The organism is Pseudomonas sp. Leaf15 (assembly GCF_001421425.1).
In the GTDB taxonomy this organism is placed as follows: Bacteria; Pseudomonadota; Gammaproteobacteria; order Pseudomonadales; family Pseudomonadaceae; genus Aquipseudomonas; species Aquipseudomonas salomonii.
The window spans coordinates 1-12,549 of the sequence record NZ_LMKI01000034.1 but is presented as its reverse complement, the minus strand read 5'-3'; the positions used below and the strand labels follow the sequence as shown (position 1 = coordinate 12,549).

Here is a 12,549-nt window from a genome sequence, read left to right as displayed (position 1 = left end):
TCAATCCATGAAGCCCTGGAGCTTCAATTCGATGGAGCGCGGGTTCTCACCCTCGGCAATCGACAAAATGCCTTCCAACAGCATTTCGCGGTAACGCGACTGGCGCATGGCGATCGACTTGAGCTTGCTGGCCACCGGCAACAACACCAGGTTGGCACTCGCCACGCCGTAGATGGTCGCGACAAAGGCCACGGCAATGCCGCTGCCCAGCTGCGACGGGTCGGCCAGGTTGCCCATCACGTGGATAAGGCCCATCACCGCACCGATGATGCCGATGGTCGGCGCATAGCCGCCCATGCTTTCAAAGACTTTGGCGGCGTTGATATCGCGGCTTTCCTGGGTGTAGAAATCCACTTCCAGAATGCTGCGAATCGCCTCGGGTTCGGCGCCATCAACCAGCAGTTGCAGGCCTTTGCGCGCATAGCTGTCGGGCTCGGCATCGGCCACGCCTTCCAGGCCCAGCAGGCCTTCCTTGCGCGCGGTGAGGCTCCAGTTGACGACACGGTCAATGCCGCCCGGCAAGTCCACGCGTGGCGGGAAGATGATCCACACCAGAATCTGCATGGCGCGCTTGAAGGAACTCAGCGGCGACTGCAACAGCGCCGCGCCCACGGTGCCGCCAATCACGATCAACGCCGCCGGGCCATTGGCCAAGGCGCCGAGGTGGCCGCCTTCCAGGTAGTTGCCGCCGATAATCGCGACAAACGCCATGGTGATGCCAATCAGGCTCAAGACATCCATCAGAGGCAGGCCTCCACCAGATGTTTGCCGATGTCGTCCAGGCTATAAACCGCGTCAGCCAGGTCCGCCTTGACGATGGCCATGGGCATGCCATAGATCACGCAGCTGGCTTCGTCCTGGGCCCAGATCGCGCTGCCGCCCTGCTTAAGCAGGCGTGCGCCTTCACGGCCGTCGGCGCCCATGCCGGTGAGGACCACCGCCAGAACTTTGTCGCCGTAGGACTTGGCCGCCGAACCGAAGGTGATATCCACACACGGCTTGTAGTTCAGGCGCTCGTCGCCCGGCAGGATTTTGATCGCGCCACGGCCGTCGACCATCATCTGCTTACCGCCCGGTGCCAGCAACGCCAGGCCAGGACGCAGGATGTCGCCATCCTCGGCTTCCTTGACGCTGATGCGGCACAGCTTGTCCAGGCGCTCGGCGAAGGCCTTGGTAAAGGCGGCGGGCATGTGCTGGATCAACACAATCGGCGCCGGGAAGTTGGCCGGCAGTTGGGTCAGCACCCGCTGCAAGGCCACCGGGCCGCCGGTAGACGTACCAATGGCGACCAGCTTGTAGGCTTTGCGCTTGGGCGCAGGCGAATGCGCGCTCGCTGCCGGGGCACGCACTGGCGCCACCGCAGGCCGGGCGATCGGTGCCGGTGCCGGGCGAGCAAACGTCGAGGTGGTCGGCGTCGACGCGGCTACCGGCGCGGGCGCCGGTGCACTGAACAGGCTGCGACGGTTGCTGCGCGAAATGCTGTGCACCTTCTCGCACAGCATCTGCTTGACCTTGTCGGGGTTGCGCGAAATGTCTTCGAAATTCTTCGGCAGAAAGTCCACCGCACCCGCGTCCAGCGCATCCAGGGTCACCCGGGCGCCTTCGTGGGTCAGCGAGGAGAACATCAACACCGGGGTCGGGCAGCGCTGCATGATGTGTCGGACTGCGGTGATGCCATCCATCATCGGCATCTCGTAGTCCATGGTGATCACGTCCGGTTTCAACGCAATGGCTTGATCAATCGCCTCTTTACCGTTGGTGGCCGTGCCGACCACCTGGATGGTTGGATCGGCGGAAAGAATTTCCGAGACGCGGCGGCGGAAGAAACCCGAATCGTCCACCACCAGGACCTTGACTGCCATAAACACTCCGTTAGGCGGGGCGGGCACTACCGCCCTGCCCCACCAGAATCAAATACGCCGAGCGGCGTAACGCTTGAGCATGCTCGGAACATCAAGAATCAGCGCGATCCGACCGTCACCGGTGATGGTCGCACCCGACATGCCCGGGGTTCCCTGCAGCATTTTGCCCAAAGGCTTGATGACCACTTCTTCCTGGCCCACCAGTTGATCGACCACAAAGCCGATACGCTGGGTGCCCACGGACAGAATCACCACATGGCCCTCGCGCTGCTCTTCATGCTTGGCCGAAGCCACCAGCCAGCGCTTGAGGTAGAACAGCGGCAACGCCTTGTCGCGCACGATCACCACTTCCTGGCCGTCCACCACGTTGGTGCGCGACAGGTCGAGGTGGAAGATCTCGTTGACGTTGACCAACGGGAAAGCGAACGCCTGGTTGCCCAGCATCACCATCAGGGTGGGCATGATCGCCAAGGTCAACGGCACCTTGATCACGATCTTGGAGCCCTGGCCCTTGGTCGAGTAAATGTTGATCGAGCCGTTGAGCTGGCTGATCTTGGTCTTCACCACGTCCATGCCCACGCCACGGCCGGACACGTCGGAAATCTCGGTCTTGGTCGAGAAGCCCGGGGCGAAGATCAGGTTGTAGCACTCGGTGTCGGTCAGGCGGTCGGCGGCGTCCTTGTCCATCACCCCGCGCTTGACCGCGATATTGCGCAGAATCGCCGGGTCCATGCCTTTGCCGTCATCGGTGATCGACAGCAGGATATGGTCGCCTTCCTGTTCGGCCGCCAGAATCACCTTGCCGTTGCGCGACTTGCCCGAGGCTTCGCGCTCTTCCGGGGTTTCCACACCGTGGTCGACGGCGTTGCGCACCAAGTGGACCAGCGGGTCGGCCAGGGCCTCGACAAGGTTTTTGTCGAGGTCGGTTTCTTCACCCACCAGTTCCAGGTTGATTTCTTTCTTGAGCTGGCGCGCCAGGTCGCGAACCAGACGCGGGAAGCGGCCAAAGACTTTCTTGATCGGCTGCATGCGCGTTTTCATTACGGCGGTCTGCAAGTCTGCGGTGACCACGTCGAGGTTCGACACGGCCTTTTGCATGGCTTCGTCGCCGCTGTTCAAGCCCAGGCGCACCAGGCGGTTACGCACCAGCACCAGTTCGCCGACCATGTTCATGATGTCGTCCAGGCGCGCGGTATCAACCCGCACGGTGGTTTCGGCTTCACTGGCAGGTTTTTCCGCCACCGGCGCCGCTGCGGCACGCGCAGGTGCGGCAGCCGGTGCCGGTGCCGGTGCAGGCTTGGCAGCCACTGGCGCGGCAGCTTTGGCAGGCTCAGGCTTGGCGGCTACCGGCGTGGCCGTCGCCGCGGCGGCCGGGGCCACTTCGGAGAACTTGCCCTTGCCGTGCAACTCGTCCAGCAGCGCTTCGAATTCGTGATCGGAGATCAGGCCATCAGCGGCAGGCTCAACGCTGGCAGGCGCGGCACTGGCCGCAGGTGCGGCCGCGATGGCGGCGACTTCCGGCAAGGCTTCGGCGGCAAACGTGCCCTTGCCATGCAGTTGGTCGAGCAGCGCTTCGAATTCGTCGTCGGTAATGTCGGTGCTTGCAGGCGCGGCAGGCGCTGCCGATTCTGCGGCAGGTGCCACAGCGTCCGGCGCGAACTGGCCTTTACCGTGCAACTGGTCGAGCAGCGATTCGAATTCTGCGTCGGTAATGTCTTCGCTGGTCGGCACGGCAGGCGCAGTCGGCGCAGTCGGCGCAGTCGGCGCTTGCGGTGCTTCAGCTTCGGCCTTCACCGCGCTCAGGGAGTTGAGCAGCTGTTCGAACTCGCTGTCGGTCACATCCGGCTCGGCTTCAACCACAGGCTCAGGCGCGGCTACCGGCGCAACTGCGGTATCAGCAGGTTCGGCCAGGCGTGCCAGCGCAGCCAGCAGTTCCGGCGTGGCGGCCGTGATCGGCGCACGTTCGCGCACCTCGCTGAACATGCCGTTAACCGCATCCAATGCTTCGAGAATCACGTCCATCAGTTCCGAGTCGACGTGACGCTCACCCTTGCGCAGGATATCGAACACGTTCTCGGCGATGTGACAGCACTCCACCAGCTCATGGAGCTGGAGGAAGCCGGCGCCCCCTTTTACAGTGTGAAAACCGCGAAAAATTGCATTGAGCAGGTTCGCATCATCCGGTCGGCTTTCCAGCTCGACCAGTTGTTCGGACAGTTGCTCTAAAATTTCGCCGGCCTCTACAAGGAAATCCTGAAGGATTTCTTCATCGGCGCCGAAGCTCATGTGGGTGCTCCTTAGAAGCCTAAACTGGACAGCAAATCGTCTACGTCATCTTGACCGGATACGACGTCTTCACGTTTATCGGCATGAATCTGCGGACCTTCACCCTTGGCGAGATGTTTTTGTGGATCTTTTTCCGAGAGGATCGCTGCGCGGTCATGTTCGATGCCGGCAAAACGGTCGACCTGGCCGGCCATGAGCACCAATTTGAGCAGGTTGCTTTCCACTTCGGTGACCAGTTGGGTCACGCGCTTGATCACCTGACCTGTGAGGTCCTGGTAATCCTGGGCCAGCAGAATGTCATTGAGGTTGCTGGCCACCGTGCGGTTTTCCTGTTCGCTGCGCGACAGAAAAGCCTCGACCCGACGCGCCAACTCACGAAACTCCTCAGCCCCCACTTCGCGGCGCATGAAGCGGCCCCAGTCAACGCTGAGCGCTTGTGCTTCGGTGGTCATGCCATTGACCAACGGCGTGGCGTTTTCCACCAGGTCCATGGTGCGGTTGGCCGCGGCCTCGGTCAGCCTGACCACATAGGACAGGCGTTCGGTGGCGTCAGTGATCTGCGAGATTTCTTCGGCCTGGGGCATGTGCGGGTCAATCTGAAAATTGACGATTGCACTGTGCAGCTCGCGTGTGAGCTTGCCCACTTCCTGATACAGGCCGCGGTCACGGGTCTGGTTAAGCTCATGGATCAACTGCACCGCGTCGCCGAACTGGCCTTTTTCAAGGCTGTCGACCAACTGGTGAGCATGCTTTTTCAGGGTCGATTCAAAATCGCCCTGTGACGTTTCTTTATGCTCCATAGCTCCCCCGTGGTGATATCAGCCGTGGATGCGTTCGAAGATTTTTTCGATCTTCTCTTTCAAGGCCAACGCCGTGAATGGCTTGACCACGTAACCGTTAACCCCGGCCTGGGCGGCTTCGATGATCTGTTCACGCTTGGCTTCGGCGGTCACCATCAACACAGGCAAGCTGCGCAGTTTTTCATCGGCGCGCACGTGACGCAGCAAGTCGATGCCGGTCATGCCCGGCATGTTCCAGTCGGTTACCAGAAAGTCGATGCTCCCGCTGTTGAGGATCGGAATCGCCGTCAGGCCGTCATCCGCCTCGACCGTGTTGGTGAACCCAAGGTCACGCAACAGGTTTTTTATGATCCGCCGCATCGTTGAGAAGTCATCAACGATGAGGATTTTCATGTTCTTGTCCAATTCGACCTCCAAGCAGTCTTAAACGCGCCCAGCACCTGGACGCGCCATTTCAATCAACAGGCGTTACACAAAAAGGACTGCCCAGGGCACCACGGCACGAACCCGCGAAAGCGTGAAGCCTTCGCGGTTGCGTCTGCAGTGTCCCCACACTGCCTGTCAGCGCGCGCGCCACTCTCCCAATCGCCCCCGCAAGCGGGCTGCGCACTGGCTATGCAGCTGGCTGACACGCGATTCGCTGACCCCCAGGACCTCACCGATTTCCTTGAGGTTCAGCTCTTCGTCGTAGTACAGCGCCAACACCAGTCGCTCACGCTCCGGCAAATTGGCAATCGCCTCCGCCAACGCGCCCTGGAAACGTTCGTCTTCCAGGTCGCGCGACGGTTCGAGATGTGCACTCGCGCCGTCCTCGTGCAGCCCTTCGTGTTCGCCGTCCTGCAAAAGGTCGTCGAAACTGAACAGGCGGCTGCCCAAGGTATCGTTCAAAATCCCGTAGTAATCGTCGAGACTCAATTGGAGTTCGGCCGCAACTTCGTGATCTTTAGCGTCACGACCGGTTTTTGCTTCAATTGCGCGAATTGCGTCACTGACCATGCGCGTATTGCGGTGTACCGAACGCGGCGCCCAATCCCCTTTACGCACTTCATCGAGCATCGCCCCTCGAATGCGGATACCCGCATACGTCTCGAAACTTGCGCCCTTGCTCGCGTCGTATTTGGTCGACACTTCAAGCAGGCCGATCATGCCGGCCTGGATCAAGTCCTCAACCTGCACACTGGCAGGCAGGCGTGCCAGCAAGTGATAGGCAATGCGCTTGACCAAGGGCGCATAGCGCTCGATCAGTTCGCCCTGGCTGTCACGTGCCGACTTTTTGTAAAGGTTGTAGCCGCTGGATGTCATAGCACAGGTCCCGCGCTCGTCTGATGCACCAATCGCTCGACGAAAAACTCCAGATGCCCCCGAGGGTTGGCAGGCAACGGCCAAGTATCGACCTTCTGGGCAATAGCCTTGAACGCCAGTGCGCACTTCGAACGAGGGAACGCTTCATAGACTGCACGCTGCTTTTGCACAGCCTTGCGCACACACTCGTCATAGGGAACTGCGCCCACGTATTGTAAGGCGACATCGAGAAAGCGATCCGTGACCTTGGTCAACTTGGCGAACAGATTCCGCCCTTCCTGCGGGCTTTGGGCCATGTTGGCCAGCACACGGAAGCGGTTCATGCCGTAGTCACGGTTCAGCAGTTTGATCAGGGCATAGGCGTCGGTGATGGAGGTGGGTTCGTCGCACACCACCAGCAGCACTTCCTGGGCTGCGCGCACGAAGCTGACCACCGACTCGCCGATGCCGGCGGCGGTGTCGATCACCAGCACGTCGAGGTTGTCGCCGATGTCGCTGAACGCCTGGATCAGGCCGGCATGCTGCGCCGGGCTCAGGTGCACCATGCTCTGGGTGCCTGAGGCGGCCGGCACGATGCGAATGCCACCGGGGCCCTGCAGCAGCACATCGCGCAGCTCACAACGGCCTTCGATCACATCGGCAAGGGTGTGTTTGGGTGTCAGCCCCAGCAGAACGTCCACATTCGCCAGGCCCAGGTCAGCATCCAGCAGCATGACGCGACGGCCAAGCTCTGCCAGGGCCAGGGACAAATTCACTGACACGTTAGTTTTCCCGACGCCACCTTTGCCGCCGGTCACCGCGATCACCTGTACGGGATGCATGCTGCCCATTTTATTTCTTTACCTTGTCTTGCTTAGACGCAGGCTACATGGCTTGGCCGCGTGAATCGCTTGCAGACCATCGATGTAGATACATTTCACGGTGTTCATCCTGCCTCACCCCACCCGCTTAGCCGGGTTGTGGTAAAGGTCGGCGAACATGTCGGCCATCGCTTCCTCGCTAGGCTCTTCTTGCATTTGCACGCTGACAGCACGGCTGACCAACTGATGACGGCGCGGCAGATGTAAATCATCCGGGATCCGCGGCCCGTCGGTCAGGTAAGCAACCGGTAACTCATGACTGATCGCCAGGCTCAACACCTCGCCCAGGCTCGCCGTTTCGTCGAGCTTGGTGAGGATGCAACCGGCCAGGCCGCAGCGTTTGTAACTGTGGTACGCAGCGGTAAGAACCTGTTTCTGGCTGGTGGTTGCAAGCACCAGGTAATTTTTCGACTTGATGCCACGCCCGGCCAGGCTTTCGAGCTGCATGCGCAGTGCCGGGTCGCTGGCTTGCAGGCCGGCCGTGTCGATCAACACCACGCGCTTGCGCAGCAGCGGGTCGAGCGCATTGGCCAGGGACTGGCCCGGGTCGACGTGGGTCACTGTCACATTGAGGATGCGGCCCAGGGTCTTGAGCTGCTCCTGGGCGCCGATGCGGTAGCTGTCCATGCTCACCAGCGCGATGTTCTGCGCGCCGTACTTGAGCACATAACGGGCGGCCAGCTTGGCCAGGGTGGTGGTCTTGCCCATGCCGGCGGGGCCGACCATGGCAATCACACCGCCCTCTTCCAGCGGTTCGATTTCCGGGGTGACGATCATGCGCGCCAAGTGCGCCAGCAACATGCGCCAGGCTTGGCGTGGTTCTTCGACTTCAGCCGTCAGTGCGAGCAAATCGCGCGACAACGGGCCGGACAGGCCGATGCGTTGCAGGCGGCGCCACAGGTTGGCCTGTTGCGGTTTGCTGCCTTGCAGCTGCGTCCACGCCAACGAGCCCAGCTGCACTTCGAGCAGCTCACGCAGGCCATTGAGTTCAAAACGCATCGAGTCGAGCGCGCGCTGGTCGACAGCGGCGGCCGGGGCTGGCGCTGCAGGGCGTGGCGGTTCTTTGAAGGTCGGTTCTACCAACGGCTCGGCGGCGGTCAGCGGCAAGCCGGCGAACAATTGGCGATTGGTGCTGGCATCGCTGTCGCCACGCATGCTCAATTCAGCCTGGGCCGAAACAATGCGCGAAGCGGTCTTGCGCAACTCGTCTTCGAGTTCCATGTTCGGCACGCGCGGCGCCAGCGCCGATGGGGTGTAATCCAGGGCAGCCGTCAGCTCGACACCGCCGGCAATGCGACGGTTTCCAATAATCGCGGCATCGGCGCCCAGCTCATCACGTACCAGTTTCATGGCCTGACGCATATCGGCGGCGAAAAAACGCTTAACTTGCATAACCCACTACCTCAGCCGTTGGGCCCTACTGTCGCGACGATAGTCACTTGCTTATTGTCAGGAATTTCCTGATAAGCCAAAACGTGCAAATTCGGAACTGCCAGGCGACCAAACCGCGACAACATCGCTCGAACCGGGCCTGCCACCAGCAGAATCACCGGGTGGCCCGCCATTTCCTGACGCTGGGCGGCTTCGATCAACGAACGCTGCAGTTTCTCAGCCATGCTTGGCTCCAGCAGAACGCCCTCTTCCTGGCCAAGTCCGGCCTTCTGAATACTATTGAGCAATATTTGTTCCAACCTTGGTTCCAAGGTGATCACAGGCAGCTCAGACTCAATGCCTACAATGCTTTGCACGATGGCGCGGGACAACCCGACACGCACCGCAGCCACCAAAGCGGCAGTATCTTGACTCTTGGCGGCATTGTTGGCGATGGCCTCGGCAATGCTGCGAATGTCGCGCACCGGCACCTGTTCGGCGAGCAAGGCTTGCAGCACCTTGAGCAACTGCGATAGCGACAACACGCCGGGCACCAGTTCTTCGGCCAGTTTTGGCGAGGCTTTGGCCAGCAACCCCATCAATTGCTGGACTTCCTCGTGGCCGATCAACTCGTGGGAGTGCTTGTACAGGATCTGGTTGAGGTGGGTGGCGACCACGGTGCTGGCGTCCACCACGGTGTAACCCAGCGATTGAGCCTGGCTGCGCTGGCTGACTTCGATCCATACCGCCTCCAGGCCAAAAGCCGGATCTTTGGCGGTAATGCCGTTGAGCGTGCCGAACACCTGGCCGGGGTTGATCGCCAACTCACGGTCCGGGTAGATCTCGGCTTCGGCCAGGATCACGCCCATCAGGGTCAGGCGGTAGGCGCTGGGGGCCAAATCGAGGTTGTCGCGGATGTGTACGGTGGGCATCAAGAAACCCAGGTCCTGGGACAGCTTCTTGCGCACACCCTTGATCCGCGCGAGCAGTTGGCCACCCTGGTTGCGGTCCACCAGCGGAATCAGGCGGTAGCCGACTTCCAGGCCGATCATGTCGATCGGGGTCACGTCATCCCAGCCCAACTCCTTGGTTTCCTGGGCGCGGGCCGGCGATGGCAGCAAGTCTTGCTGGCGGGCGATTTCCTGCTGGGCCTGGACCTTGACCGCATTTTGCTTGCGCCAGAACAGGTAGGCACCCCCGGCGGCCATGGCCGCCATGCTCAGGAACGACACGTGCGGCATGCCCGGCACGATGCCCATGATCGCCATGATGCCGGCGGCCACGGCCAGCGCCTTGGGCGAGGCGAACATCTGGCGGCTGATCTGCTTGCCCATGTCTTCGGAGCCCGAAGCACGGGTAACCATGATGGCTGCTGCTGTGGATAACAACAGTGATGGCAATTGCGCCACTAAACCGTCACCGATGGTCAGCAAGGCGTACACCTTGCCCGCATCACCGAAGGTCATGCCGTGCTGGAAGATGCCGACCGCCATGCCGCCGATCAGGTTGATAAACAGAATCAGCAGGCCGGCGATGGCGTCACCGCGCACGAATTTACTCGCGCCGTCCATGGAGCCATAAAATTCGGCTTCCTGGGCGACTTCCAAGCGGCGGGATTTGGCTTGGTTCTGGTCGATCAGGCCGGCGTTGAGGTCGGCATCGATCGCCATTTGCTTGCCGGGCATGGCGTCGAGGGTAAACCGCGCGCTCACCTCGGAAATCCGCCCGGCGCCCTTGGTCACCACCACGAAGTTGATGATCATCAGGATCGCGAACACCACGATACCGACCACGTAGTTACCGCCGATCACCACCTCACCGAAGGCCTGGATCACCTTACCGGCGGCGGCGTGGCCGTCCTGACCGTGGAGCATCACCACCCGCGTAGACGCCACGTTGAGCGCCAGGCGCAGCAGGGTCGCAATCAGCAAAATAGTCGGGAATACCGCGAAATCCAGCGGCCGCAGGGCATACACGCAGACCAGCAGCACCACCACCGACAGCGCAATGTTGAAGGTAAAAAACACATCGAGCAGGAACGGCGGCATCGGCAACATCATCATTGCCAGCATCACCAGCAACAACAACGGCACACCCAGGTTGCCCCGCGACAAATCAGTCAGGGTGCCACGGGCCGTGTTGAGCATTTGAGAGCGATCTACCACCGGTATTCCTCGTGTTCCTTGAAGCAAAGTTTTGACGCTGGAGAGCGTCCTGGAGGCGGTATTGCAAGAAGCCTTCCAACTTTGGTTTCAGGGCGACGATCGTCGAGTGGTGACCGATGATCGTTCCCACGCTCCCGCGTGGGAATGCAGCCTGGGACGCTCCGCGTCCCGACTTGAGCCCTGCGCAACGGTGACGCAGAGCGTCACGGGAGGCATTCCCACGCGGGAGCGTGGGAACGATCTTCAGGGCACTGAAGGGCCAGCCATGAGTCAGCCATCGCAGGCAAGCCAGCTCCCACAGTTGGACGGGTGTGTACCTGTTGTTACTGAGGAAATTTCCGACAAGGTTTTCGGGTTGCCCCTAAGAACCGAGCTCCCTAGTCTGCGTACACCGCTGCAAATGCAGTGGTCGGGTGTCGCGGCCCGCAATATCAAGGAGCCCCTTTTTTCTTTTTACGGAGCGCCACCATGCCCAAACCCGCGCAAAACGCCCCCAGCGTGATCCTCACCCTTATCGACGGCATCAGCACCGAAGACCTGCTGGTCAACCTCACCGAAAACCTGGCATCCGCCCACGCCCTGACCTGCGATTTCGCCTTTGACCTGGAGGGAACACAGCGAGAAGGTGCGCTGGGTATTGCGCAGCTGCTTGAGGTCGGCCGATTGCTGGCTGAGCGACTGCTGGATGACAGAGCGCCGTCACCAGCGACAGAACCTGCTTGAGTGATCGTTCCCACGCTCTGCGTGGGAATGCAGCCTGGGACGCTCCGCGTCCCGACTTAGGCCCTGCGCAACGGTGACGCAGAGCGTCACGGGAGGCATTACCACGCGGGAGCGTGGGAACGATCAATGAGCCGTCACGCGGGTCGCACTTCCGTAGCCTGAGGTCCTTTTGCTCCCTGCCCTATCTCGAACTCCACCTTTTGGTTTTCTTCAAGCGTCTTGAACCCATCACCTTTAATCGCAGAAAAATGAACAAAAAGATCAGGTCCGCCACCATCCTGGGTGATAAACCCAAAACCCTTCTCCGCGTTAAACCACTTCACTGTACCCGTTGCCATTGCCGTTCTCCTGACATCCCATTCAAAAATCCGCACCAGGCTCCCTAGATAAGCCTGATACGAAACGCAAACACACCCTTTGGCCGGTGAATCCTGGCGAACTGTACCCGCTGGCCTTCTCGCCATCGGGTATACGCCGAACTCAAGTGGTCCAAACACACCAGCTCATCATCGCCATCCAACGCAATCAGCCCTTCACGGGTATTGCGGTTATAAACCTTGATCGTCCCCGTTACCGCTTCCATCACCCTTCCCCTGCATCTCGTTACTACTTGCGCACAGTGCTTGGCACCATAAAACCGCGGGAACGCAGAACTGGCTACTGTCAGAGTTGACAGGTAGACGGGGATTAACGACCAGTGGTAAGGATTTTTGGCTGAGCAGCCAGAGGGTTATTTTTTTCGCTTGCGGGGTTTTCGCGCCTTGGGCGGCGTATCGATTTCGCTGGCGGGATTGCCCGTTGCCTGAACGGGTACCGCATTGCCTTCGCGGTCGCGGGCAACAAAACCAATGCCCTTGACCGCGTCAAACCACCTGACCGTAGCCCTGTTCATCACCGCTCTCCCGAGCCGCGCATGAAGGCGCGGCTCGTCGCTCTATCAAACAGTGAAGGCGGTGCGATGGATACTGTCAAAGTTGACAGGTAAGGCAGCACTTAGACCGATGGCAGGCGCTGGCGGTTATGCCGTCATCGCGGGCAAGCCCGGCTCCCACAGGGATGTGCTTAAAGGTGGGAGCAACTGTCTTAACCTACCGTCCGTCAGCGCCATTCTGTACCGTCTCGCAGCATGGCATTTAGTCTGATCAGTAGTATCCGCATGCAGGCGACCGCATGCAGGCGA

The 12,549-nt window shown here is 60.7% G+C and carries 12 protein-coding genes; 1 reads left to right on the top strand and 11 read right to left on the bottom strand.

The features are described 5' to 3' along the window. The 9 genes from ASE80_RS23705 to flhA all read right to left on the bottom strand — a co-directional run bounded on the left by ASE80_RS23705 (position 1) and on the right by flhA (position 10,628). On the bottom strand, positions 1-741 hold the full coding sequence (locus ASE80_RS23705; protein WP_005790033.1) for a flagellar motor protein: 741 nt from the start codon (positions 739-741) through the stop codon (positions 1-3). Beyond that, on the bottom strand, positions 741-1,862 hold the full coding sequence (locus tag ASE80_RS23700) for a protein-glutamate methylesterase/protein-glutamine glutaminase (RefSeq protein ID WP_056861064.1): 1,122 nt from the start codon (positions 1,860-1,862) through the stop codon (positions 741-743). Before ASE80_RS23700 ends, ASE80_RS23705 begins: the two co-directional genes overlap by 1 nt. 48 nt (positions 1,863-1,910) lie before the next feature. Next, positions 1,911-4,148 carry a chemotaxis protein CheA gene (locus tag ASE80_RS23695; protein WP_056861063.1) on the bottom strand — a complete coding sequence of 746 codons (2,238 nt, stop codon included), beginning with the start codon at positions 4,146-4,148 and terminating at the stop codon, positions 1,911-1,913. 11 nt (positions 4,149-4,159) lie between these two features. Continuing rightward, positions 4,160-4,948, bottom strand: a complete 789-nt coding sequence (locus ASE80_RS23690) for a protein phosphatase CheZ (RefSeq protein WP_056861062.1) — start codon at positions 4,946-4,948, stop codon at positions 4,160-4,162. An 18-nt stretch (positions 4,949-4,966) separates the two neighbouring features. Beyond that, positions 4,967-5,341: a chemotaxis response regulator CheY gene (locus ASE80_RS23685; RefSeq protein ID WP_003192908.1), complete on the bottom strand. Its 375-nt coding sequence runs from the start codon at positions 5,339-5,341 to the stop codon at positions 4,967-4,969. Positions 5,342-5,509: 168 nt separating this feature from the next. Then, positions 5,510-6,250 carry an RNA polymerase sigma factor FliA gene (gene fliA / locus ASE80_RS23680; RefSeq protein WP_016973417.1) on the bottom strand — a complete coding sequence of 247 codons (741 nt, stop codon included), beginning with the start codon at positions 6,248-6,250 and terminating at the stop codon, positions 5,510-5,512. Then, positions 6,247-7,080, bottom strand: a complete 834-nt coding sequence (gene fleN, locus ASE80_RS23675) for a flagellar synthesis regulator FleN (protein ID WP_003192912.1) — start codon at positions 7,078-7,080, stop codon at positions 6,247-6,249. The genes fliA and fleN overlap by 4 nt, the downstream gene beginning before the upstream one ends. A gap of 105 nt (positions 7,081-7,185) precedes the next feature. Further along, positions 7,186-8,502 carry a flagellar biosynthesis protein FlhF gene (flhF, locus tag ASE80_RS23670; RefSeq protein WP_056861061.1) on the bottom strand — a complete coding sequence of 439 codons (1,317 nt, stop codon included), beginning with the start codon at positions 8,500-8,502 and terminating at the stop codon, positions 7,186-7,188. Positions 8,503-8,513: 11 nt separating this feature from the next. Further along, entirely contained in the window at positions 8,514-10,628 is a 2,115-nt protein-coding gene (flhA, locus tag ASE80_RS23665; RefSeq protein WP_056861060.1) for a flagellar biosynthesis protein FlhA, read from the bottom strand. Between the two features lie 486 nt (positions 10,629-11,114). On the opposite strand from flhA, the gene ASE80_RS23660 reads away from it, so the two are divergent. Beyond that, complete coding sequence (locus tag ASE80_RS23660) at positions 11,115-11,369, top strand: DUF6124 family protein (RefSeq protein WP_056861059.1); 255 nt, start codon at positions 11,115-11,117, stop codon at positions 11,367-11,369. A gap of 134 nt (positions 11,370-11,503) precedes the next feature. Here ASE80_RS23660 and ASE80_RS23655 read toward each other — a convergent pair whose 3' ends face one another. Together ASE80_RS23655 and ASE80_RS30875 are read right to left on the bottom strand one after the other, a co-directional pair. Next, complete coding sequence (locus ASE80_RS23655) at positions 11,504-11,707, bottom strand: cold-shock protein (protein ID WP_056861058.1); 204 nt, start codon at positions 11,705-11,707, stop codon at positions 11,504-11,506. A 392-nt stretch (positions 11,708-12,099) separates the two neighbouring features. Further along, positions 12,100-12,261, bottom strand: a complete 162-nt coding sequence (locus ASE80_RS30875) for a cold-shock protein (protein ID WP_111452873.1) — start codon at positions 12,259-12,261, stop codon at positions 12,100-12,102. Between the last annotated feature and the right edge of the window lie 288 nt (positions 12,262-12,549).

Coding starts and splice junctions, on each gene's coding strand:
- ASE80_RS23705 (WP_005790033.1), bottom strand. CDS start 741: ATGGATGTCTTGAGCCTGATTGGCATCACCATGGCGTTTGTCGCGATT.
- fleN (WP_003192912.1), bottom strand. CDS start 7,080: ATGGGCAGCATGCATCCCGTACAGGTGATCGCGGTGACCGGCGGCAAA.
- ASE80_RS30875 (WP_111452873.1), bottom strand. CDS start 12,261: ATGAACAGGGCTACGGTCAGGTGGTTTGACGCGGTCAAGGGCATTGGT.
- ASE80_RS23655 (WP_056861058.1), bottom strand. CDS start 11,707: ATGGCAACGGGTACAGTGAAGTGGTTTAACGCGGAGAAGGGTTTTGGG.
- ASE80_RS23685 (WP_003192908.1), bottom strand. CDS start 5,341: ATGAAAATCCTCATCGTTGATGACTTCTCAACGATGCGGCGGATCATA.
- flhA (WP_056861060.1), bottom strand. CDS start 10,628: ATGCTCAACACGGCCCGTGGCACCCTGACTGATTTGTCGCGGGGCAAC.
- ASE80_RS23695 (WP_056861063.1), bottom strand. CDS start 4,148: ATGAGCTTCGGCGCCGATGAAGAAATCCTTCAGGATTTCCTTGTAGAG.
- ASE80_RS23660 (WP_056861059.1), top strand. CDS start 11,115: ATGCCCAAACCCGCGCAAAACGCCCCCAGCGTGATCCTCACCCTTATC.
- fliA (WP_016973417.1), bottom strand. CDS start 6,250: ATGACATCCAGCGGCTACAACCTTTACAAAAAGTCGGCACGTGACAGC.
- ASE80_RS23690 (WP_056861062.1), bottom strand. CDS start 4,948: ATGGAGCATAAAGAAACGTCACAGGGCGATTTTGAATCGACCCTGAAA.
- ASE80_RS23700 (WP_056861064.1), bottom strand. CDS start 1,862: ATGGCAGTCAAGGTCCTGGTGGTGGACGATTCGGGTTTCTTCCGCCGC.
- flhF (WP_056861061.1), bottom strand. CDS start 8,502: ATGCAAGTTAAGCGTTTTTTCGCCGCCGATATGCGTCAGGCCATGAAA.